Source organism: Mycobacterium lentiflavum (assembly GCF_022374895.2).
Taxonomy (GTDB): domain Bacteria; phylum Actinomycetota; class Actinomycetes; order Mycobacteriales; family Mycobacteriaceae; genus Mycobacterium; species Mycobacterium lentiflavum.
This window is the reverse complement of the sequence record NZ_CP092423.2, coordinates 148,673-171,693: the sequence shown is the minus strand read 5'-3', so window position 1 is coordinate 171,693 and position 23,021 is coordinate 148,673. Positions and strand designations below refer to the sequence as shown.

The 23,021-nt window shown below is 66.9% G+C and carries 20 protein-coding genes and 1 tRNA gene; 9 read left to right on the top strand and 12 right to left on the bottom strand.

What is annotated here, in order from left to right:
- Position 1 precedes the first annotated feature (1 nt).
- Positions 2 to 1,321: an L-seryl-tRNA(Sec) selenium transferase gene (selA, locus tag MJO58_RS00845; RefSeq protein WP_239721727.1), complete on the bottom strand. Its 1,320-nt coding sequence runs from the start codon at positions 1,319 to 1,321 to the stop codon at positions 2 to 4.
- A 30-nt stretch (positions 1,322 to 1,351) separates the two neighbouring features.
- A tRNA-Sec gene (locus MJO58_RS00840) sits at positions 1,352 to 1,447 on the bottom strand.
- Between the two features lie 309 nt (positions 1,448 to 1,756).
- Here MJO58_RS00840 and selD point away from each other — a divergent pair.
- Positions 1,757 to 2,740: a selenide, water dikinase SelD gene (gene selD, locus MJO58_RS00835; RefSeq protein ID WP_090598203.1), complete on the top strand. Its 984-nt coding sequence runs from the start codon at positions 1,757 to 1,759 to the stop codon at positions 2,738 to 2,740.
- Between the two features lie 6 nt (positions 2,741 to 2,746).
- On the opposite strand, the gene nrfD is transcribed toward selD, so the two are convergent.
- From nrfD to fdh, 3 genes are read right to left on the bottom strand one after another with little or no spacing between them, the layout of a single operon-like run.
- Entirely contained in the window at positions 2,747 to 3,844 is a 1,098-nt protein-coding gene (gene nrfD / locus MJO58_RS00830) for an NrfD/PsrC family molybdoenzyme membrane anchor subunit (RefSeq protein WP_090598201.1), read from the bottom strand.
- Positions 3,841 to 4,824: a 4Fe-4S dicluster domain-containing protein gene (locus MJO58_RS00825; protein WP_239721726.1), complete on the bottom strand. Its 984-nt coding sequence runs from the start codon at positions 4,822 to 4,824 to the stop codon at positions 3,841 to 3,843. The genes nrfD and MJO58_RS00825 overlap by 4 nt, the downstream gene beginning before the upstream one ends.
- Positions 4,821 to 8,141: a formate dehydrogenase gene (fdh, locus tag MJO58_RS00820; RefSeq protein ID WP_239721725.1), complete on the bottom strand. Its 3,321-nt coding sequence runs from the start codon at positions 8,139 to 8,141 to the stop codon at positions 4,821 to 4,823. The genes MJO58_RS00825 and fdh overlap by 4 nt, the downstream gene beginning before the upstream one ends.
- An 83-nt stretch (positions 8,142 to 8,224) precedes the next feature.
- Here fdh and MJO58_RS00815 point away from each other — a divergent pair, with 83 nt between their 5' ends.
- The gene (locus tag MJO58_RS00815) at positions 8,225 to 9,058 is read left to right on the top strand and encodes a DUF1707 SHOCT-like domain-containing protein (protein WP_239721724.1); all 834 of its coding nucleotides are present in this window, start codon (positions 8,225 to 8,227) and stop codon (positions 9,056 to 9,058) included.
- 12 nt (positions 9,059 to 9,070) lie between these two features.
- Here MJO58_RS00815 and MJO58_RS00810 read toward each other — a convergent pair whose 3' ends face one another.
- On the bottom strand, positions 9,071 to 9,958 hold the full coding sequence (locus MJO58_RS00810) for a fructose bisphosphate aldolase (RefSeq protein WP_239721723.1): 888 nt from the start codon (positions 9,956 to 9,958) through the stop codon (positions 9,071 to 9,073).
- 241 nt (positions 9,959 to 10,199) lie between these two features.
- Between MJO58_RS00810 and MJO58_RS00805 the strand changes: the two genes are divergently transcribed.
- From MJO58_RS00805 to MJO58_RS00785, 5 genes are all read left to right on the top strand, one after another.
- Positions 10,200 to 11,393: a cytochrome P450 gene (locus MJO58_RS00805; protein ID WP_239721721.1), complete on the top strand. Its 1,194-nt coding sequence runs from the start codon at positions 10,200 to 10,202 to the stop codon at positions 11,391 to 11,393.
- A gap of 102 nt (positions 11,394 to 11,495) precedes the next feature.
- Positions 11,496 to 12,107 (top strand): TetR/AcrR family transcriptional regulator, encoded by a 612-nt coding sequence (locus MJO58_RS00800; RefSeq protein ID WP_090598190.1) that lies wholly within the window; start codon positions 11,496 to 11,498, stop codon positions 12,105 to 12,107.
- Positions 12,108 to 12,144: 37 nt separating this feature from the next.
- Positions 12,145 to 13,356 (top strand): acyl-CoA dehydrogenase family protein, encoded by a 1,212-nt coding sequence (locus MJO58_RS00795; RefSeq protein ID WP_090598188.1) that lies wholly within the window; start codon positions 12,145 to 12,147, stop codon positions 13,354 to 13,356.
- A 10-nt stretch (positions 13,357 to 13,366) separates the two neighbouring features.
- Positions 13,367 to 13,783, top strand: a complete 417-nt coding sequence (locus tag MJO58_RS00790) for a hypothetical protein (RefSeq protein ID WP_239721719.1) — start codon at positions 13,367 to 13,369, stop codon at positions 13,781 to 13,783.
- A gap of 81 nt (positions 13,784 to 13,864) precedes the next feature.
- On the top strand, positions 13,865 to 15,082 hold the full coding sequence (locus MJO58_RS00785) for a GNAT family N-acetyltransferase (RefSeq protein WP_239721717.1): 1,218 nt from the start codon (positions 13,865 to 13,867) through the stop codon (positions 15,080 to 15,082).
- Here MJO58_RS00785 and MJO58_RS00780 read toward each other — a convergent pair.
- Both MJO58_RS00780 and MJO58_RS00775 read right to left on the bottom strand, forming a co-directional pair.
- Complete coding sequence (locus MJO58_RS00780; RefSeq protein ID WP_239723479.1) at positions 15,079 to 15,876, bottom strand: adenylate/guanylate cyclase domain-containing protein; 798 nt, start codon at positions 15,874 to 15,876, stop codon at positions 15,079 to 15,081. The two genes, MJO58_RS00785 and MJO58_RS00780, sit on opposite strands and share 4 nt — an antisense overlap.
- Positions 15,877 to 15,905: 29 nt before the next feature.
- Positions 15,906 to 16,847 (bottom strand): alpha/beta fold hydrolase, encoded by a 942-nt coding sequence (locus tag MJO58_RS00775; protein ID WP_239721715.1) that lies wholly within the window; start codon positions 16,845 to 16,847, stop codon positions 15,906 to 15,908.
- Positions 16,848 to 16,975: 128 nt separating this feature from the next.
- Between MJO58_RS00775 and MJO58_RS00770 the strand changes: the two genes are divergently transcribed.
- Entirely contained in the window at positions 16,976 to 17,944 is a 969-nt protein-coding gene (locus tag MJO58_RS00770) for a 2-hydroxyacid dehydrogenase (protein WP_239721714.1), read from the top strand.
- A 4-nt stretch (positions 17,945 to 17,948) separates the two neighbouring features.
- Here MJO58_RS00770 and MJO58_RS00765 read toward each other — a convergent pair whose 3' ends face one another.
- The 3 genes from MJO58_RS00765 to MJO58_RS00755 all read right to left on the bottom strand — a co-directional run bounded on the left by MJO58_RS00765 (position 17,949) and on the right by MJO58_RS00755 (position 20,439).
- Complete coding sequence (locus MJO58_RS00765; RefSeq protein ID WP_239723478.1) at positions 17,949 to 18,647, bottom strand: ABC transporter permease; 699 nt, start codon at positions 18,645 to 18,647, stop codon at positions 17,949 to 17,951.
- Between the two features lie 71 nt (positions 18,648 to 18,718).
- On the bottom strand, positions 18,719 to 19,687 hold the full coding sequence (locus MJO58_RS00760; RefSeq protein ID WP_434086290.1) for an aliphatic sulfonate ABC transporter substrate-binding protein: 969 nt from the start codon (positions 19,685 to 19,687) through the stop codon (positions 18,719 to 18,721).
- A complete protein-coding gene (locus MJO58_RS00755; protein WP_239723476.1) occupies positions 19,681 to 20,439 on the bottom strand; it encodes an ABC transporter ATP-binding protein in 759 nt (252 codons plus the stop codon). The genes MJO58_RS00760 and MJO58_RS00755 overlap by 7 nt, the downstream gene beginning before the upstream one ends.
- Before the next feature lie 334 nt (positions 20,440 to 20,773).
- Between MJO58_RS00755 and MJO58_RS00750 the strand changes: the two genes are divergently transcribed.
- Positions 20,774 to 21,985, top strand: a complete 1,212-nt coding sequence (locus MJO58_RS00750) for an MFS transporter (protein WP_434086289.1) — start codon at positions 20,774 to 20,776, stop codon at positions 21,983 to 21,985.
- Between the two features lie 3 nt (positions 21,986 to 21,988).
- On the opposite strand, the gene MJO58_RS00745 is transcribed toward MJO58_RS00750, so the two are convergent.
- Positions 21,989 to 22,930 carry an alpha/beta hydrolase gene (locus tag MJO58_RS00745; RefSeq protein WP_239721711.1) on the bottom strand — a complete coding sequence of 314 codons (942 nt, stop codon included), beginning with the start codon at positions 22,928 to 22,930 and terminating at the stop codon, positions 21,989 to 21,991.
- Between the last annotated feature and the right edge of the window lie 91 nt (positions 22,931 to 23,021).

The window sequence follows — 23,021 nt, the reverse complement described above, 5'->3', positions numbered from 1 at the left end:
CTCAGCGGTCCACCTCGGACATTCGCGCCAGCGCGGCGCGCACCGCGTGCAGCAGACGATCGTCGTCGGACTCGGGAATGCAGCGCGGATCCAGCAGGCAAGCGCCGTCGTGTACCCGCGGCAGCACCGCCGGGTCGCCCGCACGCAGGGCGGCCGCCGCGGGCTCGGGCAGGCGGACGGCCCACCCGGGCAACGGCACGCCCGGGGCTCCACCGCCACCGACTCGGCCGTCGTGCGCGACGACGGACCCGCCGACCGCATCGGCCAGACGCTGGGCGCGCGCCCGCAGCCGTTCGGGATTGGCGTGCAGGGCCTGGGTCACCGGTGAGGTGCCGGCCCGGACCGTCGCTTCCAGCGCGGCGAGGGTGAGCTTGTCGGCTCGCACGGCGCGCGCCAGCGGATGGCGCGCCATCCGGGCGACCACGTCGCCGCGGCCGAGCACGATGCCCGCCTGCGGGCCGCCCAGCAGCTTGTCACCGCTGGCGGTGATCACGTCGGCGCCCTCGGCCAGCGTGGTGGCGGCGTCGGGCTCGTCGGGCAGCAATGGATCGGGCGCGAGCAGCCCGCTGCCGAGGTCGACGACCAAGGGCACGCACTTCTCGTCTGCCAACTCTCGCAGCTGGGACACCGCGACGGCCGAGGTGAATCCCTGCACCCGGAAATTGCTCTGGTGCACCTTGAGCACACATCCGGTCTGCGGCCCGATCGCGTCCGCGTAGTCCTTCAGGTGGGTGCGGTTGGTGGTCCCAACCTCGCGCAGCCGGGCGCCGGTCGAGGCGATCAGGTCGGGCAGCCGGAATCCGGCACCGATCTCGATCAGCTCGCCGCGGCTCACCACGACCTCGCCGCCGGCCGCCAGCGCCGTGGTCGCCAGCACCAGCGCGGCGGCGCCGTTGTTGACCACCAGCGCGTCCTCGGCGGCGGGGCAGACATTCAGCAGCGCCTGGCGAAGGGCGACCGCGCGCTTCGAGCGGGTGCCCGTCACGAGGTCGAGTTCCACGTCGACGTAGCCGCTCGCGGATACCAGTGCCTCGATCGCGCTCGCGGCCAACGGCGCCCGGCCCAGGTTGGTGTGCACGACGACGCCGGTGGCGTTGAGCACCGGGCGCAGCTTCGTGTTGCGGTGCGCGGCCAGCGACGCCAGCACCACGTCCTGCACCTGCTCGGGCGGCAGGTCGCCGCGGCGGGCCCGGTCCTGGATGTCGCGCACCAGGTCCCGGACCGCGTTCTCACCCAGCCGGTTTCGCGCCTCCTGTACCGGCGGAAGCGAAAGCAGTTGATCCGTGCGCGGAATCAGGCGGCGCGGGTCGACCTGTGTCACGTGCCTCCTCGGTCTGCTCGCGTCCAGGGCTGGCGGAGGCGGACGGGAATCGAACCCGCCAGACCGAGATACTCGATCTCACCGGTTTTGAAGACCGGGGGGACCACCAGGAACCCAAACGCCTCCATGCCCAAACTAGCGTGGTCAGCGCCGATGCCGAGAACTCCGTCGGCGAAGGTCACCTCTGCCACGGTGGCCGCGGGGGTCGAAGTGCCCGCCTCTGAGCGACAGACTGTTGCGCGACTGATGTCGCACCGGGTGTGCGGTCATGGCGCTCAGTGTGCGGGTGCGGCGGCCTCACCCGGCGTGTCGCCGCCGTGGGCGCACACTCGACGCCCGAGACGCCTACGCGAGCGAACGAGTGTGGCGACGTTGACAGTTGTCGCTACAAGGCGGGCAGACGGTGAGCCCGCCCGCTCCTCGTAGGCTCGTGGCATGACCCAGACGCAGACCCGACTGACCGGCTATGCGCACGGCGGTGGCTGTGCCTGCAAGATCCCGCCCGGCGAGTTGGAAGAGGCGGTCCGCGGCCTGGCCGGACAGACCAACGGCAACGTTCTGGTCGGCCTGGACGACGGCGACGACGCCGCCGCAGTGTTAGTCGGCGACATCGCGGTGCTGTCCACCGCGGACTTCTTCACCCCGGTCGTCGACGACGCCTACGACTGGGGTCGGATCGCCGCAGCCAACGCGCTTTCCGACATCTACGCGATGGGCGGGCGCCCGGTGATCGCGATCAACCTGGTTGGCTGGCCGCGCGAGGTGCTGCCGCTGGAGCTGATGACCGAGGTGCTGCGCGGCGGGCTGGCGGTGGCCTCGGAGGCCGGATGCCCGGTAATCGGTGGTCACTCCATCGACGATCCGGAACCGAAGTACGGCATGGCGGTGACGGGTGTCGCTGACCCGAACCGGTTGCTGCGCAACGATGCCGCCGAACCCGGCCTGCCGCTGACTCTCACCAAACCGCTCGGGGTCGGCCTGCTCAACAATCGGCACAAGCAGACCGGTGAGGTGTTCCCGGAAGCGATCGCGACGATGGCCCGGCTCAACCGCGACGCCGCCGAGGCCGCGGTGGCCAACGGGGTGCGCGCGGCCACGGACGTGACCGGCTTCGGGCTGCTCGGCCATCTCTACAAGATGTGCCGGGCCTCGCAGGTGGGTGCCGTCCTCGACCGCTCCGCGGTGCCGGTCCTCGATGCCGGCCGGGCGGCGCTGCGTGCCGGGTTCGTCTCCGGCGGGTCTCGGCGCAACCTCGATTGGGTGCGGCCGCAGCTGCGTCTTGGCCCCGGCGTGACCGAGGATGATCTCCTGCTGCTCGCCGACGCGCAAACCTCGGGCGGCCTGCTCGTGGTGGGCGAAATACCCGGCCACCCGGTGATCGGTCACACCGTCGCCGGCGAGGGCATCGAGGTCCGCTAGTCGGCCTCAATCAACGGTGGTGATCGAGTCGGAGGTGATGCCCGCCGCGCGGCGAGCCGCCAGCCGACGCTTCTGCGGCTCCATTGTGTAGCGAGGGTCGCGGGCCGATTCCTTGCCCGCCTCGAAGAAGCCGAACCTCAGCATCGCCGACGCCGTCAGCAGCGTCAGGCCGGACAGCGCGGCGATATCGCGGCGGTGCCCGCCGAGCAACGCGCCCAAACCGCCTGCAGCGGCGAGTATTTCGCTGGTCTGTAGCAGCCAGCCGGGCCTGCCGTGGTGCAGCGGTTCTCTGGTCACCGGGTCCATCCGGAACTCCGTGAACCTCGCGGAGATCAGATCGCCGACCGCACCAATGACGGCCAGCTTGCGCGCGGGCCCGGCCTCGGACACCGGTGTGGTGATCATCGCCAATCCCGAGGCGGCCAGGCTGGCTGAGCTGACGAACACGAACGGCAGGTCTCGGTACGCGGCATTCCACGTCGGGGTGGCGGTGTCGGTGAGCAGCACCGCGGTGTAGACGGCCAGCGGGGGCGACAGCACCGCTGCTCCCAGGCCGGCCGGTGCCTCCACGGCGCGCAGCACGGACCGCAACGGGCCCAACGGAATTCGCTCGCCGGTCATCCGATCGATCTCGGCAACCGCGGCTATCCCGATACCGCCGCTGAACAGGCTGAGGATCCACGAACCGATGCTCATCGGCGAGGTCAGCTTGACCGTCCGCAGCATGTTGACGAAACGCTCGGGCCGGCCGAGGTCCTTCACCAGTGCGACCGCGCCCAGTGACACCGCGATCAGAGCGGACAGTCTTGTGTTGCGGCGCAACTTCTTTCGGCCCGTGAGCTGAGCACCGGCCGCCAGCAGGCCGGACCCACCGGCGACGCCGCCCAGGAACAGGTAGGCCGCCACTTCGTGTCCCCAGGGCGCGGGCTTGACCACCGGACGCCCGTAATACGAGGTGAACTCGGCGTCGGGGACCATCGGCATTTCGCGCGAGCCATCGGAACCACTGCCGCCGCCCCGATGGGCGCCACGCACGCCTTTCCTGCGGCGCTTGCCCCCCTCGGGTTCTGGCGGACGAAAGCTGTCGAATTCCGAGGTGCTCACCGACTACTCCAGAACGCCAGCACGGCCGCGCCGACCATGCCGGCCGCGGCCAGCGTAGCCCGCTTGAACATCGTCGGCAGGTCGGCAGTGCACACCCGCGGATCTGGCGGCAGGCCGTAGACCTCCGGTTCATCGAGCAATAAGAAGATCGACCCGGTACCGCCGACGCCGTCGCGCTCGTTGGCGCCGTAAAGCCTTGCCTCAGTGCGCCCTTCGGCATGCAGCTGAGTCACCCGCTGCCGCGCTCGGTCCACCAGGTCGTCGTGATCGCCGAACTTGATCGACGTGGTCGGACAGGTCTGGGCGCAGGCGGGTACCTGGTCCTCGATCAGGCGGTCGTAGCACAGCGTGCACTTCTGGGCGACACCGGTGACGAACTCCTCCTGCGGGCGGCCCGGCCGTTCCACCGGCGTCGCGTACGTGCCGTCACTGCGGCGCTCGACCACGCCGAACGGGCAACCCGCGACGCACGTTCCGCAACCGTTGCACACGTCGTGTTGCACCACCACGGTCCCGAACTCGGTGCGGAACAACGCGCCCGTGGGGCAGACGTCGAGGCAACCCGCATGCGTGCAGTGCTTGCAGACATCGGAGGACATCAGCCAGCGAAACTCCGGGGTGTCGGGCGGTTTCGAATCGGCGGGGGCCTCCGCGGCACCGGGGACCGCGGGCATGCCCAAGCTCACCAACGCGCGGCCGGATTCGCGGGCCTCCTCGATGCGGTCGCGGCCCTGCTCGATGAACGCCACGTGCCGCCAGGTGCTGGCGCCCAGTGAGCCGGTGTTGTCGTAGGACGAGCCCAGCAGTTCGAGGTTGCCGTCGCGCGGGTTGCGGTTCCATTCCTTGCACGCCACTTCGCACGCCTTGCAACCGATGCAGATCGAGGTGTCGGTGAAAAAGCCCTTGCGGGGCTTGGCATCTCCCCAACCGGCATCGGCGGCAGGGTCACTCGGTCCGGTCAGCTGACCCTTGAACTTCACTGGCCTCCCTTCCCGTCCTGCTCACGCTCGATACTCTCCCAGACAGCTTCGCTGACTCGGATATTGCCCGTCTCCACGGTGGCGCCCGCGCGGGACTGATACTCCTCGATCAACCGCAGCAGCTTCGCGCCGTGCGGCCGCCGGCCCGGCTGGATGTCGCAGGACGCGGCCTTGGACTCCTGGATCTGCACGTTGGGATCCAGTGTCACGCCCAGCAGATCGTTGGCCGCGTCCCCGCTCACGACCGCGTCGCTGCCCACACCCCAGTGATAGGGCAACCCGATCTGGTGCACCGTATGCCCGCCGATCCGCAGCGGGGTCATCCGCTCGGTGACGAGCACCCGCGCCTCGATCGCCGCACGCGGCGAGATGATTGTGGCCCAGCCGTAGGGCTCGAGCCCGCGTTCGGCGGCCAGCTCGGGCGAGACCTCGCAGAACATCTCCGGTTGCAACTCGGAGAGGTAGGGCAGCCAGCGGCTCATGCCGCCGGCGGTGTGGTGCTCGGTGAGCCGGTAGGTGGTGAACACGTACGGGTACACGTCGGCGCCGGGATCGCCGGCGCTCGGAGCGCTCAGATTGTCCTTGCGCGGGAAGGTGATTCGCGAGGGGTTCTGCTGCTGCGGGTAGAGCGCGTTTGCCACCGGCGACTCTTGCGGCTCGTAGTGTGTCGGCAGCGGTCCGTCCACCACACCCTTGGGCGCGAACAGCCAACCCTTGCCGTCGGCCTGCATGATGAATGGGTCGTCGCCGGCGAGGGCGTCGGGGCCGCCGACGTCTGGGTCCGGGCGGCTGCCCGGCGCCCGGTCGGCCACGAAATCGGGTACGTCGTGACCGACCCAGCGCTGCTGCTCGGGGTCCCACCAGATGTAGCGCTTGCGCTCGCTCCACGGTTTGCCGTCCGGGTCGGCCGACGCCCGGTTGTACAGGATGCGGCGATCGGCCGGCCAGGCCCAGCCCCATTCCGACTGGCTCGGGCTCGGACCGCCCCGCGGCGCTCGGCGGGCGGCTTGGTTGACGCCGTCGGCGTACACACCCGAATAGATCCAGCAGCCACATGCCGTCGATCCGTCGGCACCGAGTTCGGTGTATCCCGATAGCGGCCGGCCGGCTTTGGGTCCGCTCAGGTAACGGCCGCTGATCTCGGCCAAGACCGCTGTGGAATCGGGCTCGCCATGCTCATCGGTGGGATAGTCCCAGGTCAGATCCAGCAGCGGCCGGTCGCGTTCGTCGGTGGATCCGGCCAGCCGCTGCCGAATTCCCTTGCCCAGCTCGAAGAAGAACTGCAACTCGCTCTGGCAGTCGCCGGGCGGGTCGACGGCCTTATGCCGCCACTGCACAAGACGTTGGGTCTGGGTGAAGGAACCGGCCTTTTCCACGTGCGTCGCCGCCGGGAAGAAGAACACCTCGGTCTCGATGTCCTCGGTTTTCAGCTCGCCGGAAGCGATCTCGGGGCCGTCCTTCCAGAAGGTGGCCGACTCGATCAGGTTGAGGTCGCGCACCACCAGCCACTTCAGGTGCGACATACCCATGCGCTGCATCCGGCCATGCGCCGATCCGACGGCCGGGTTCTGTCCCAGCAGGAAGTACCCGTCGACCTCGTCTTCAAGCATCGACATGACCGTTTGATACGTGCCGTGCGGACCGGACAGCCGCGGCAGGTAGTCGTAGGCCCAGTCGTTGTCCTCGCGGGCGGCGTCGCCCCACCATGCCTTGAGCAGGCTGACGATGTAGGTGTCGGCGTTGGCCCAGAAACCTTTCTGGTTCTTCGGTCCGACCGCTTCGATGTACTCAGCGAAGGTGTCGTGCACACCGGCCTTCGGCATCGACAGGTAGCCGGGCAGCAAGTTGAACAACGTCGGTATGTCGGTGGACCCTTGGATGGTGGCGTGGCCGCGCAGCGCCATGATGCCGCTGCCCGGGCGTCCGACGTTGCCCAGCAGCAGCTGCAGAATCGTTGCGGTGCGGATGAATTGGGCCCCCAGCGTGTGCTGCGTCCAGCCGACGGCATAGGCGAAGCAAGTGGTGCGCTCCCGACCCGAGTTAGCGACGAGCGTGCGTGCGAGGTAGTCGAAGTCCCCGACGCCGATGCCGCAGACGTCGCGCACCATCTCCGGCGTGTATCGCGCATAGTGCCGCTTGACGATCTGAAACACCGTCCGCGGATGCCGCAGGGTCTCGTCGCGCAGCACGCGGGCGTGCGGTAAGGGCGGACCGCCGCTGCCGTGCGCATCGCCGGCGGCCCGGGCCGAGGCGCTGGCGCCGTGCTCGCGGCGGCTTTCGTCCTGTTCCTGTCCTGCATAGGCCCACGTCGACGGGTCGTACTGCCCGGTCTCGGGATCATAGCCGGAGAACAGGCCGCCCAAATCCTCTGCGTCGCGGTAGTTTTCGTTGATCAGCGTGGCCGCGTTGGTATAGGCCACCACGTATTCCTTGAACCACTTGTCGTTGCTGATGACGTAATTGATCAGCGCGCCGAGCAGCACCACATCCGAGCCCGCCCGGATCGGGATGTGTTTGTCCGCCACGGCCGAGGTGCGGGTGAAGCGTGGATCGACGTGAATCAACTTCGCGCCCCGGGCTTTTGCCTCCTCAACCCATTGGAAGCCGACGGGATGGCACTCGGCCATGTTGGAGCCCTGGATGATGATGCAGTCGGCGTTGGCCATGTCTTGCAGTGATTGGGTGGCGCCACCGCGCCCGAAGGAAGTCCCCAGACCGGGAACTGTGGAGCTGTGTCAAATACGAGCTTGGTTCTCGATCTGGATCGCGCCCGCGGCGGTGAAGAGCTTCTTGATGACGTAGTTCTCTTCGTTGTCCAGTGTGGCTCCGCCGAGCGCGGCGATCTTCATCGTGCGCCGCAGCGGGTGCCCCTTCTTGTCGATATCCTGCCAGGCATGCCGGCGGGCCTCGACGAAGCGATCGGCCACCATGTCGATGGCGGTGTCGAGATCCAGCGACTGCCACTCCGTCGCTCGCGGGGCGCGATAGAGCATTTTGATCTGGCGGCCCGGCGAATTGACCAGCTGCTCACTGGCCGAACCCTTGGGGCACAAGCGTCCCCGCGAGATCGGCGAGTCCGGATCGCCCTCGATCTGGACGACCTTCTCGTCCTTGACGAACACTTTTTGACCGCAGCCGACTGCGCAGTACGGGCATACGCTTTGCACCACCCGGTCGGCGGTCGTGGTGCGCGGGGCGAGGGCCCGGGTGTGCCTGGAGGTCACCGCCGGCCCGCGGCCGAACGCGTCGGCCGAACGCAGCTGACGAATGACGGGCCATTCCAGAAAGATCTTCGGCGAGGGCAGCTTCGGAGCCATATCCCGAAGCCTAGTGGGCCGCGCGATCGATTACCCGGCGGGAACCGGCGCGATTTTTCAGCGCGCCTCCTACGATGTTTGCTGTGGTCAGCGACAACATCCGGGCTACCGACGGCGATCGCAACAACACCTGTCAGGCGCTCGACGCGGCCCTCGGCGATGGCCAACTGTCGACAGAAGAGCACCGCCAGCGGGTAAGCGCCGCAACCAAGGCCACCACCCTGAGCGAATTGCACTCGCTGATGTCGGATCTGCAAATCCAGCACACCCCGGTCGCACCGGCGGCCCCGGCATCGAAAGTCGGTAGCCCGGTCATCCGGATCGCGGGCGCGGCGGCCCTAGTGCTCCTACTGCTGGGCGCCGGTTTCGCCGTGATGCAGTGGAACCGGCCATCAGGTACGTCTGCACCGAGTCTGACCACCTCGCCGGCGGCCATCGGCTCCGCGGGCAACACCCCGAGTGCGACACCGCAGCCGCAGCAATTGCTGAGCTTCGCCGGGATGACCGGACTGCTGGCGCAGATGCGCACCCAGTTCGGCGACACGCTCGGCTATCAGCTGAACGTCTACCAAGACCAAGCGGTGGTGCTGCGTCCGGACACCGCCAATGCGCGCAAGGTCGTGACGTGGGTGTACCGCGACGGCAATTGGATGAACCTTGGTCCCACTCCTGCCGCTTTGCCGAACTCGGCGGTGGGTGACCTCGCCAAGTTCGACGTGCAGGCTGTCCTCGGTGTCGTGCAGCAGGCACCGCAGACGCTGCACATCTATGACGCCAACCGGACCACCTTGACCATCGAGTCCCGCAAGGACGGCTCGCTGAGCCTGCGCATCCACGCGTCCGACGGGCCGCTCAGCGGGTCCATCGCGGTCGGCACCGACGGCAGCGTCATCCAGGTCTCGCCGCCGGCCCGCTGACCCGGGCCCCCGCTAGGTGGTCGACGCCGCGTAGATCTCCGCGATGTTCGAACCGAGCTTCTCGTCGAATTCCGCGTCGCTCTGCTGGGCGGTCAGTCCCTCGGTCAACGCCCGCGAGAAGCTGGCGATCAGGCCGTGATTGCGGGCCAGGATCTCGCAGCTCTCGGTGAGGCTGTAACCGCCGGACAGCGCGACCACCCGCAGCACCCGGGGGTGGTCGATCAGCGGCGCGTAGAGGTTGTCTTCGTCGGGCAACGTCAGTTTGAGCATCACCTGCCGGTCACCCGGCAGCTCGTCGAGTTTTGCGTACAGCGCCGCCACCAGCAGGCCGTCCGCCTTGGGCTTGTCCGGGCTGTTGATGCTGACCTCGGGCTCGACGATCGGCATCATTCCGCGCTCGGCGATCGTGGCGGCGTATTCGAATTGCTGGTCGACGATGGCGCTGATGCCCGCCTCGTTCGGCTCTTGGATGAACGAGCGCATCTTGGTGCCGAAGATGCCCTTGTCGACGGCCCGATCCAGCAGTGAATCGAGTTTGGTCATCGGCTTCATCAGCTGGACACCGTTTTCGGCATCGCTGAGGCCCTGGTCGACTTTCACGAACGGCACGATGTGCTTCTGCTTCCACAGATAGGCCGCGGTGTCTTCGCCGTTGATGGCCCGGTCCATGGTCTGTTCGAACAGGATCGTTGCCAGTATCTTGTCGCCGGAAAAGCTGGGGCTGGCCATCAGGCGCTCGCGCATCTCGTGGATGAGGTTGAACATCTGCTCGTCGTTGTCGTACGCGTCCTGCTCAATCCCATACAGCTTCAAGGCTTTTGGCGTACTGCCGCCGCTTTGGTCCAGCGCGGCGATAAAGCCACGCCCCGACGCCATCGCGTTGCGTTGCTCGTCGTTCACTGCGATCCCTCCGTCGTTGGTCGATCGGGCCGGGCCCCGTGCGCCGAACCCGCGACCACGGGTCCAGCATTGCGCACCGCCACCCCCGGTGCATACAGGCACTTCGACTCCTGGCGGTACACCGCACAGCGGCGATTTGATCAGGATCTATTGACTGAGGCGATCGGCATATGTGACGCTTTCGTCAGATTCAGCGAGTCACGCGGAGGAGCGGCCCTACCGGGCAGCGAGGAGATTCCCCATGAGCAAGGGGCGCAAGGATGTCGCTACCGCCTACTGGTATGACATCTACAGCCGCGCCGCCGTTCTCGATCCCTACCCGCACTATCGGCGACTGCGCGACGCCGGCCCGGTGGTCCGGCTGCACCGGCACCGGGTTTACGCATTGCCGCGCTACGCCGAGTGCAAAGCCACACTGCGCAACGACTCGGCGTTCATCTCCGGACGCGGCGTCGCGCTCAACCCGTTCAGCAACCGACTATCGCGCGGCACCACACTCAACAGTGACGGCACCGAACACGATCAACGGCGGAAGCTTCTTGCGCACCGGCTGCTGCCCAGGGCACTGCGGTCCGTCAGCGAAACCATCGAAAAGATGGCGGATACCGTGGTCGACGCGGCGATACGACGCGGCACCGTCGACGCTGTCGCCGATCTGGCGACAGCCCTGCCGCTCGCTATCGTCCCCGATCTCGTCGGCTGGCCCCGGGATCAACGTCAGCATCTGATCGAATGGGCCGGCGCCACGTTCGACGTCCTGGGCCCACTCAATTGGCAAACCGTGAAAGCGACTCGACGCAGCCTGCAGATGCTGCTGTTCGCCCGTCGTGTGGTGCGGCACCGCAACGTCCTGGACGGAAGCATGGCGCACGAACTGCTCTGCGCCGCCGACGCCGGCCAGCTCAGCTACGCCGCTTGCTCGGCACTGATGATCGATTACATCGCCCCATCACTGGACACGACAATCAGCGCTATCTCCAACGCCCTGTATCTGTTCGGTACACACTCCGATCAGTGGCGGCTGGCAAAAGAGAACCCCGGGCTCATCCCCAATGCCGTCAACGAAGTGATTCGCTATGAATCGCCGCTGCGCGCGTTCGCCCGCCAGGTACGCCACGACACCGAGATCGCCGGCACGCCAATACCTGCCGGATCACGGGTTCTGGTCATGTACGCCTCAGCCAACCGTGACGAGAACGAATGGGACAGACCCGAAATCTTCGACATCCGCCGCGATGCCGGCCGCCACATCGGTTTCGGCCACGGAACCCACGCCTGCGCCGGTCAGGGACTCTCCCGGATGGAGACCGCTGCCATTCTGCGCGCCCTGCTGGAACGGGTGGATCGTATCGAGGTCGTCGGGCAACCCGTCTGGGCAGTGAACAACATCATCCGCCGACATCGACACCTTCCGCTCAAGCTGATACCGGCCTGAACATTTTGGGCCGCCGGATCAACACCTCGACCGGGTAGCCGTCGTGGTGCATGCGACCGAAAGCGGTTTGCCATTGCCACGGTGAGTGAGTACTCTCTCACCGTGGCCGATTCGGGACGCGACCGACTGCTGACGGAGGCGCTGAAGCTGTTCGCCGCCAAGGGCTACGCTGCGACGTCGGTCGCCGACATCCAGCGCGCGTCCGGCCTCGCCCCCGGCTCGGGCGCGTTGTACAAGCACTTCGCCTCCAAGCGTGAACTGCTGGAGGCGGCGGTGACCCAACGCATCGACAGCATCGTCGCCGCGCGTGAGCAGTTCGACGCCGGGCAGCCGGACGGCGTCGAGCAGGCAGTGCGTACCGCCGGTCAACTGATCTGGAGCAACCTGCGACAAAGCGAGGATTTGCTCAAGGTCATGCTGCGCGAGCCCGAAGAGCTCGGCGACCTCGACGAGAAGACCTGGCAGGTCATCACCGACAACGCCTACCAACGGTTCGCCCACGAGCTGGCCGCGTCCAATCGCTCCGGCCGTACCAGCATTCCCGATCCCGAGGCCGCGGCGGCCGTGGCGATCGCTTCCCTGTCGCACGCGGCGACGCTGCAGGCGCTGTCCGGACGCTTGCCGGGCAACGTCGACGAGGATCGCTATTTCGAAGCCTGGGTCACCCAGACCGTCAGCGTCCTCGCACAACACACCAACCCCAGAAAACCCTGAAAATCCAGGCATATCAACCTCTTCCAGGAGTAAAACCATGACTTTCTCGATGCAACTGAGTGACGACGTCATCGAGGTGCGCGATTGGGTGCACCAGTTCGCGGCCGAAACCATCCGCCCCGCCGCGGCCGAATGGGATGAACGGGAGGAAACCCCGTGGCCGGTGATCCAGGAGGCCGCGAAGGTGGGCCTCTACTCCCCCGACTTCTTCGCGCAGCAGGCCGCCGAACCGACCGGCCTGGGCTTCCTCACCGCGTTCGAGGAGATGTTCTGGGGCGACGCCGGCATCGCGCTGTCCATCATGGGGACCGGCCTGGCCGCGGCGGCGTTGGCGGGCAACGGAACTCCTGAGCAGCTCGGTCAGTATCTGCCCGAGATGTTCGGTACCCCCGGCGACCCCAAGCTCGGTGCGTTCTGTTCGTCGGAGCCCGACGCGGGTTCTGACGTCGGCGCCATCCGCACCCGGGCCCGGTTCGACGAGGCGACGAACGAGTGGGTGCTCAACGGCACCAAGACGTGGGCAACCAACGGCGGTATTGCCAACGTGCACATCGTGGTGGCGTCGGTCTATCCGGAGCTGGGCACCCGCGGCCAGGTGTCGTTCGTCATCCCGCCGGATACCAAGGGGCTCTCGCAAGGGCAGAAATTCAAGAAGCACGGCATCCGTGCCTCGCACACCGCCGAGGTGGTCCTCGACAACGTCCGGTTGCCCGAGGACTGCATTCTCGGCGGCCGCGAGAAATTCGAGGCCCGGATCGCGCGGGTCAAATCCGGCGCCTCGGCGGGTGGCCAGGCGGCGATGAAGACCTTCGAGCGCACTCGGCCGACTGTCGGCGCGATGGCTGTCGGCGTGGCCCGGGCCGCCTACGAATATGCGCTCGAATACGCCTGCCAGCGTGAGCAATTCGGCCGTAAGATCGGCGAGTTCCAGGCGGTGGCGTTCAAGCTCGCCGACATGAAGAGCCGGGTCGACGCCGCCCGCCTGTTGGTCTGGCGGGCGGGCTGGATGGCCCGGAACAACCAGAACTTCGACTCCGCCGAGGGCTCGATGGCCAAGCTGGTCGCGAGCGAGGCCGCGGTCTACGTCACCGACGAGGCCATCCAAATCCTCGGCGGCAACGGGTACACCCGCGACTACCCGGTGGAGCGGATGCACCGCGACGCGAAGATCTTCACCATCTTCGAGGGGACCAGCGAGATCCAGCGCCTGGTGATTTCGCGGGCGCTGACCGGGCTGCCCATCCGTTAGGTTTGACGATATGAAGCGTGCGGTTGCGATTATCGGATTTCTCGTCGTTAGCTGCTGGGTCCGAATGCCGGTGGCCGCCGCGGATAACCCGGCCTGCACGGCGTCGATGTGCGCGTTCTTGTCTCCGTCGCGCAACATCAGCTGCGAGGTCAACTACAAGCGCGACCCGGGCATCCCCGACGAGTCCTATTGCCAGACCAACGAACCGCAACAGTCCGTGACCCTGTCCACCGGCGGAGTCGTCACCACCTGCAAGGGTGTTTCCTGCCTCGGCAACGCTGGCGAGGGCACGCCCATCCTCGCCTACGACCAGACCGCCGGCGTCGGTCCCTTCAGCTGTTCATCGAAGCCCGACGGAGTCACCTGCACCGTGTCGTCGGGCAAGGGGTTCACGATCTCCAATGCGGGGATCACATCGATCGGGTGAGGTTGCGTCTCTTGGTGCCGTCCCACGGCAGACGGGGCGGCTGACTGATCCGGCGCTGACCGCACCCGCCATGATGTCGGAGTGACTACCGAGATCCGGGTTCTCGACAGCGAGAGCGACCTCGTCGCTGCGCTAAACCTGTTTCGCGTAGCAATGGTGGGGTTTCCGCCGATTCCGGACCTGCCGCCCGGCCAGATCACCAAGATGCTCGACCCCGGGCGTATGGTCGGCGCGTTCGACGCTGGACAATTGGTCGGCACCGCATACGCCGCCACGAGCTCGCTGACCCTGCCCGGTGGGGCCGTCGTCGACCACGCCGCCGTGACAGACGTCGGAGTGCTGCCGTCGTTCACCCGGCGGGGGATCGCCAGCGCCCTGATGCGTCACCAGTTGGACGACTTCACCGCGCGGGGTGAGGTGGTCGCCTCATTGCGGGCCTCGGAGGCGACGATCTACGGGCGCTACGGCTACGGCGTGGCGAGTTTGGCTCAGAACGTGGAGATTACGACCGCGCGGGCGGCGTTTCGTCCCGGCGTCGGGGCGGGTGGCCCGGTGCGACTTGTCGGCGCCGCCGAGGCCTGGGAAGTCCTGCCTGGCATCTACGACGCGAATCGCCCATCCCGGGCAGGGACCATCGACCGGCCCGCAGTGTGGTGGGAGGGTGTGCGGCTGCGCACCGAATTGTCTTCTGGGGCTTGGTATGTCGCCGTGCACGGGGAGGCCGGGAGCGAGTCGGGTTTCGTCCGCTACCGCCCGATCGACACCGACAGGTGGTTTGTCAGCGAGCAGCGCACCATTGTGGTCGAGGATTTCTTCGCCCCCACCACCGACGCCTACCTTGGGCTGCTGCGCTTCCTGTTCGGGCTGGATCTGATTGACCGAGTGACGTTTTGGATGCTGCCGCTCGATGATCCGCTGCCGTTGCTCTTGGTCGATCGCCGGGCGGTCAAGGTGACCGCGGTGCATGACGAAACATGGCTGCGTGTCATCGACGCCGAACGTGCGCTGGCGGCGCGGTCCTACGCCAGCGACGGCGCGGTCACCGTCGCGGTCAACGACCCACTGCTGCCGAAGAATTCGGCAAGCTACACGATTAGTGGCGATGGGGCCGAAGCCACGAGCCGTCCCGCCGATCTGCACGTCGGGATTGAGGGCCTGGGCGCGGCGCTGCTGGGCGGCACGACCTGGCGCAGTCTGGCCATGGCGGGGCTGGCGCGGGCCGAGGATCCGGCGACCCTGGCCGTGGCCGATCGGTTGTTCGCCGTTTCCGAGGCACCCCATGCCGGGACGTTCTTCTAACCAGTCTCGGAAACCGAGACCGGGTAGAGGTGGTGGCTGCCCTGGAAGCCTTTCAATTCGGCCTCGCACGGTGCGCAGAGCTCGATATCGGGGGCGCCGTCGACCGCGTCGCGCACCGGCTCGCTGACGAGGATCTCGCCGCCGTCGGCCTGTCCGGCGACCCGGGCCGCCATCGCGACGTTGCGCCCGAAAAGGTCGTCGCCGCGCCGCACCGACGGTCCGAGGTGCATGCCGATCCGGACGCGAATGCCGTCGGTGTCTTCGAGGAGGGCGCGTTGGACACCGATGCCGCACAGCACGGCCTGGCGGGGATCGGCGAAGGCGATCATGAAGCCGTCCCCCTGGTTTTTCACGACGTGACCGCCGTGGTCGTCGACGAATTTCTGGATGAGCCTGTTGTGTTGTTGCAGCACCCGGACCCATTCCCGGTCGCCCAGGGCCTCGTTGTGGGCGGTCGAATTCTCGATGTCGGAGAACGCGATCACCACATCGCCGTCGGCGGTGAGCCGGGCAAGGTCGGGCCGTTCCACCCGCGCCCAGCCGGCGAGGTCTTCGACCGAGTTGCGCACCGTCGCGCCGACGCCTTTGGTCAGTAGTGAATCGGCCGTCTTGAACGCGGTTCTGATCGCCAAGGGCGCGACTCCGCGGCGGCGTCGGCGCTGGCCACCGCCGCGACGGCTGCGCTCGAGCGCAGCGCGTGCGCCGCTGAGCTGCCGTCTGGACACGATGAGCAGCACGCCGAGCGCGATCAGGCCGCCGAGTTCGGCCGCCGCGACCACAGCCAGCACTACCATCATTGGGCCGAGTATGCCGGAGTGTTTCGTCAGCGATTTTCGACAGACCTCTGCACCAGCAGACGTACACCGGCCACCACCAGGTCGGGCTGGTGGATTTGGATGAAGTGGTCGCTGTCGGTCGCGATCAGGTGGGGGGTTTGCGGACGCAGCGCGATCAGATCTGACGCGCCGTCTCGCCAGGCCCGCTCCAGCGTGGCGCTCTGCTCATCCGAAACGCTGCCGGGAACCGCGAACGGCTCGGTTCTCGTCAGCACGACGGTCGGCACCGGAGGGAAGGCCGGGGCCGCCGCGACCTGCGCGACGCTCTTGTCGATGTCGATCACCTCGAACGAATCCACGTTCGCGAACTGTGGCAACGGATGATCCAACTGCTGGCGGTAAAGGGCCCAGTCCGATCCCATCAGGCTCGGAATCTCGACGGTGAAGGCGTCGACGAACGCGCATGCCCGCACCTGTTCGGGATAGGTCTGCGCGTACAGGCGGATGAACAGCCCACCGAGCGAATGCCCGACCAGAACGTAGGGGCCCGGCAGATGTGCGGCGGCCAGCAGGGCATGCAAATCCTGGACAACGTCTTGAGCGGTGCGTGGCATCGCAACCGGTGAACTGCGGTCGCTGATGCTGGGCGGGTCGGGATAGCGCAAGGTGCCGGGCCGGTCGTAGGCGCAAACGCGGTGGTCGTCGGCGAGTGCCGGCAGCACACCCGGACCGACCGCTGGGGCGACCGCCTCGGACTGATTCCACGGATCCGACGAGTTGTGGTATCCGGATTCCAAAATGATTGTCGGACTGCCCCTTCCGTGGCATTCGAGGTAGAGATGGCGGCCATTGCCGATCTCGATCGGACCGGCAAAGTCGCCGCCGCCGCCCGACCCTGATGCAGCACCGTGGTTGGCGCCGCATCCCACCAACGCGACCAGCACTGCGATGGCCAACAGGAATCGATGGGCGCTATCTGCGATCCGCATCGCGTCATTGTGCAGCTAAGTCAGCCGTGCACTGCGGAATTCCGGGCAAGATCATGCACGGCGTTTCGTACCTCGTGTGCTGACCATTCGGCGATGCCAACCCGGATGAGTTGGGAGATGATGCAAAGGTGACGGTCGAGAAGACGAGCGACGTGCTGCGGATCGGCAACAGCTTCGAGCCCACCTTCGAACGAGAGCTGGGGGCTCGCTACGAAATTCCCTTACTCCCAAGCGGTCCGCAGCGGGCCGAGTTCCTGGCGCAGCATGGTGCGCAGATTCGCGTGGTGGTGACCTCCGGCCGCTACGGTGTCGACGCCGAAACCATCGCCGCCCTGCCCAATCTGGAAGTGATAGTCAACAATGGCGCAGGAGTGGATTTGATCGACCTGGCCGCGGCCGGGAAACGGGGCATCGGGGTAAGCAATACTCCGGATGTGCTGTCGGACACCGTTGCCGATACCGCACTCGGGCTGATCCTGATGACGCTGCGCCGCTTCGGCGCCGCCGACCGCTACGTGCGAGCGGGGCGATGGGCAAGCGAGGGACAATTCCCGTACGCCAGAGACGTCAGTGGCCTTCAGGTCGGCATCTTGGGATTGGGCCGCATCGGATCGGCCATCGCTACCCGGTTGCTCGGATTCGACTGTGCCATCGCCTATCACAACCGGCACAAAATCGACGGATCGCCATATCGTTACGCTGAGTCGCCGCTCGAGTTGGCCGAATCGGTCGACGTGCTGGTCGTCGCAACCACGGGCGACGAGCGGACTCGTCATCTCGTCGACCGCTCCGTCCTCGAGGCGCTGGGCCCCGAGGGCTATCTGATCAACATTGCCCGTGGAAGCGTCGTCGACCAGGACGCGCTAGTGGAGTTGGTCGCCGCCGGCGCACTGGGCGGAGCGGGCCTGGACGTGTTCGCCGATGAGCCCAATGTGCCTGCGGTGCTTTACGATCTGGACAACGTGGTGTTGTTCCCGCATATCGGTAGTGCGACCGCCCGCACCCGACGGGCAATGGCGCTGCTGACGATCCGCAACCTCGAGACCTACCTGAACACCGGCGAGCTGGTGACACCGGTGTTGCGCCGCCGCGGATAACCCACTAGCGCCGCCGCACCAGCCGCTTCTCCACCGCGGCCAACGCACTGTCGGTCAATTTGCCCAGCCCGGCCAGCAGGACGATGGCCACCAACATCACGTCGGTGCGGCCGGTGTTTTGACTGTCCAGCAACAGGAACCCGAGGCCCTTCGAAGACGCGATCAGTTCGGCAGCGACCACGAACAGCCACGCGTTGGCCAGCCCCAATCGCAGCCCATTCACCAATTCCGGTGCCGCGGCGGGCAACATCACCGTGGCGAGCAGTGACACGCCGCGCCGACCGTAGGCCCGTCCCACCTCCACCAGCTGCGAGTCGACGTGTGAGAGCGCCGATGCCGTCGTCGTGTAGACGGGAAAGAATGCGCCGATGGCGACCATCAGGATCTTCGGCGTCTCGTCGATGCCAAACCATAAGAGCAGCAACGGAACCCATGCCAGCGAAGGCACTGTGCGAAACGCCGCGACAGTCGGCGCGAGCAATCGGCGCACGAATACCGACAGCCCGACCGATGAACCCAGTGTGAGCCCCGTGACGGCGCCCGCGAGATAGCCGACCAGCACCCGAGAACCGCTGGCCTGCAGGTGAGTCCAGAGATCGCCGCGCCGGACGAGTGCGCCCAGCGCCGACACCACGTCACCGGGCGCGGGGAGCTGGCTGGGCGAGAAGAACCCCGTGACCGCGGTGGCGAGCTGCCAGGTCACCAGCAGCAGCACCGGGACAATCAACCCCACTAACGCCAGCGGCAGCTTCGCCAGTCGGCCGGGCCGCGACGTCAGTGCGCTTGCTGGGCGTATTTCGGCTCGATCAGCGTGCTCAGCGCGTTGCGACCCGCGTCGTCGGACTTGATATCGGAATCGGCTACCGCGAGCGGCTCCACCCGCGCCAGTACGGTGCGCACCGGATCCCCCGGCACCGAGTCGATATCGACCAGCGTCCGGGTCAGCTCCTCCTGCGCCACGCTCAGCGCTATGTTCGCCTGCGAGGCCAGCAATGCCGCCAATTGATCGGGATGTGCTTTCGCCCACTTCCGGGCCTCCTCATAGCTGTTGACCACCGCTTGCACAGCGTCGGGGTGATCGGCGATGAAATCCTCGCGGGCGTCCAAGACGCCGTAGGTGTTGAAACTCGGGTTGCGGTATATGAAGCGCGAGCCCTGCTGCTGGATGGTCTGCGCGATGAACGGGTCCAACCCGGACCACGCATCAACGTTGCCGCGTTCCAACGCGGTCTTGCCGTCGGCATGCTGTAGGTTGACGATCTCGATGTCGCTCGGTGAAAGTCCGCCTGTGGCAAGCGATTGCAACAGGAAGAAGTACGGGTCGGTGCCCTTGGTCACGGCTACTTTTTTGCCCTTCAGGTCGGCCACCGAATTGATCGGCGAGTCCTTGGTGACGACCAGGCCCGTCCACTCACCGCCTACGTAGAGGTCGACGACCTTGATCGGCGTTCCGTTGGCCCGAGCGACCAATGCGGCGGAACCGGCGGTGGAGCCGATGTCCAGTGCTTTAGACCGCAGCCCCTCGTTGGCCTTGTTGCTGCCCGCGGACAGCACCCACGTGACGTTGTAGCCGCGGTTTTCCAGCAGGTGCTGGTCACGCACCACCAGACTCAACGGGTTGTAGTAGGCGTAGTCCAGATGGATGTCTTTCGACGCCGTAGGACTCCCGTTCGAACCGCAGCCCGATACCGCGATAACGCCGGCGATCACCGAAATCGCGCTCAGGTAACGACTTTTCACCATGCTTTTGCCTCACTGCTCCGTCGGGGTACGCCGAGCTCGTCCAACAATTGCTCTCGCAACGCCGTGATTCGCGGATCCCCGCGATCGCGTGGCTTGGGGATTGCGACTTCGTGTGTCGCGGCGATACGGGCGCCGCCCGATGGAGCCGCGCGCAGAATCAGCACTCGGTCGGCCAGGATCGCGGCCTCGTCCACATCATGGGTCACCAACACCGTTGTCGTGCCCGCCTCTTGCTGCACGGCGTCGAGCAGGTCCTGCATCCGCAGTCGGGTCAGCGCGTCAAGCGCGGCCAGCGGCTCGTCGAGCAAGAGGACGCGCGGGCGTCGCACCAGGGCCCGCGCGAGGCCGGCGCGCTGCGCCATACCGCCCGAGACTTGCCGTGGATAATGTTTGCCGAACTCGCGCAACCCGACGACCTCAAGCCAGTGGGTAACTGCGCCGGAGCCTTTCGCACGTGGCGTGCCGGGCGGCAGACCATACTCTACGTTCGCGGCCAGGGATCGCCAGGGCAGCAGCCGGGGCTCCTGAAACACCACCGCGCAACGTGGGTCGATTCCGCGGACCGCTTCGCCGTCGATTTCGATCCGTCCCCCGGTCGGACTGTCGAGTCCGGCGATGAGCCGCAACAGTGTCGACTTGCCGCTACCTGACGAGCCGAGCAGCACGACGACCTCGCCCGGTTCGATTTCGATGTCGACCTCGTGCAGCACGGTATGCGTTCCGAACGTCCGGTCGACACCACGAACAGACACCCGGGCCGGCGCCGGATTGGTCGACATCACCCGCGCAGCCTAGGAACCGCCTTGACAGACCACCAGGTTTGCTTCTGGCATGATTCAAACCCCGCCCCGCTGGGCAGTCTCCGGGTTGACAACTGTCGTTGTATCGCGAGTCGGAATAACCGCTCGAGCGGCGCCGTCTGTGGACAAGGCGCAGCGCTAATTTTCGCGACGCGCTTCAAAAGCAGAACGCTGTGGCCGATATCACCGCGATACACAGTTCGTCGATCAACCGCGTGCAGAGACTGGGGAGGAATTCGTGTGCAGGTCGAATGTCGCAGTGCCGCGCCGGGCGCAACCGGCGCCGGTGGAACCGCATGGACACGACGAGCATGGTGAATCTAGAGGATCCGCACCGTTATTCGCCTCGGTGCTGGTCGTCCTGCTGGCAACAGGCTGGGCGGCCAACCACTTCGCCGGGTTGATCCCCGCGCTAAGCGATCGCCAGCACCTCGATAGGACCACCCTCGACGCGATCTTCGGAATCTACGCGGTGGGACTGCTGCCCGGCCTGCTCATCGGCGGCCGGTTATCGGACGTGCTGGGGCGCCAGTCGGTGGCGTGGGCGGGGTCGATCACCGCGCTGGCCGGCACCGTCGCGATGCTGCTGTCGCTGCATTCCCCGGTCTTGCTCGGGGGCCGTCTGGTGGTCGGGGCCGGTGTCGGGCTGGTGGTCAGCTCGTGCACGGCATGGGCTTCGGACATGAGGGGGCCGGCCGGCGCCGCGGTTGCCGGAGCCGTTCTGACAGCCGGTTTCGCGGTGGGCCCGTTCGCATCCGGCGTGATCGCCTCGGTGGGGCAATCCGGGCTGTGGCAGTCGTTCGCAATCGCCGCGGCACTGGTCGTGCTCGCCACGGTCGTCGCGGTGGTGGCAGCCCAGCGCGCGGACGTGACCGCGTCGGTACCCGCGTCCGACCAGCAGCAGGCCGCGTCGGCACGTCCCGAAATCGGGCGCGCGTTGAGCTGGGCACTGCCGCTGTCGCCATGGGTGTACTCCTCGGCGACTCTTGCCTTCGTCACGATCCCCACCCACGTGCACACCGGGCTCGCCGCCCCGCTGGCCGCGGGCACCGCAGCGCTGATTGCCAACGGCGTCAGCGGCACCACTCAATTGATCGCCCGCGCACGTCAGTGGGGTCCGCAGGCCGGCACCGTCGGCGCCGCGCTGGCCGCACTCGGCTACGCGGTGACCGCGGCAGCGCCGTCGACCATGCCGCTGGCCGTGGCGTTGTCGCTACTGGTGGTTCTCGGCTGCGCGTCGGGCCTGCTGCTCCGCGAGGGCCTGATCGACTTGGAAGCCGCTGCGCCGCAGCACTTGCGCGGTGCCCTCACCGGAACGTTCTACACGGTCAGTTATATCGGCTTCGGCCTGCCGATGCTGCTGAGCACCATCGGGTCCGCAAAAGCCGCTGCGACCATCCTCACGGTGATGGCGGTGCTGGCGTCGGCGACCGCCGCCGCCCGGGCGCTGCGGCTGCGCCGAAACAACCACCGGCAGAGCGAATTTCGTCCTGTTTGACCGCTACAGTGCTAGCGCTTGGCGCAACACCGCGATCTTCTCCGCCTCTTCGCGCTTCGAGATCGCCGCGTCCTGGATCAACATCGAACCGTGGAAAGTTCCTGGGAATAGATGTAATTCGACGCTGATGCCGGCGGCCAGCATGGCCAACGCGTAGGCGACGCCTTCGTCACGAAGTGGGTCGAAGTGCATAACCGAGACGTACGCCGGCGGCAGACCGGTCAAATCGGTGGCACGAGCCGGCGCGGCATAGATCGGCACGTCGTCGGTTCCGGCGCGACCGGCGCCCAAATAACAGTCCCAGCTGAGGATCGCTCGGGGGCGGTTCCACAACGGCGTATCGGTGAAGTCGGTCATGCTCGCCGTGGCGAGTCGGTCATCGAGTTCGGGCACCGAAAGGAACTGAAATGCGATGTGCGGCCCGCCGCGGTCGCGAGCCAGCAGCGCCAGCGCCGCACAGAGTCCGCCTCCGGCGCTCGTCCCGTGGATGGCGATGCGTTGCGGGTCGATGCCCAATTCGTGCGCGTTCTCGGCCGCCCAGACCAGCCCGGCGTACACGTCCTCCAGGCCTCCGGGGAACGGCGTTTCGGGTGCGAGCCGGTAGTCGACGGACACCACGGCGACGCCGAGTTCGCGGGCAAGGATGACATTCGTGCCGTGTTCGGTTTCGAGGTCTCCGGCGACGAACCCGCCCCCGTGCACGCTGTACACGCCGGCCGGGGCGCTGCGCTGCTCGGGCAGGTAGATGCGGATCGGAATCGCGGGATCGCCGTCGCGGCCCGGGATTTCGCGATCTTCGATCCGCACTCCGGTGGTGTCCGGCACCGGAAGCTGAGCAACCATCTCCGACAACGCCGACCGAATCGCCAACGGATCTTCGCCCGGCAGGTCGGGCAGGTATGGAAGCACCGCGGCAATTTCCGGGTCGAACGCATAGGTCGTCACGGGCACTCCTGAATCGATCAGCGGCAATGTCGTTCGTTAGTCTGCCCCCGGCGACCGGCATCTGGCTAGATCGATTGCGCGTTCGTGCGCG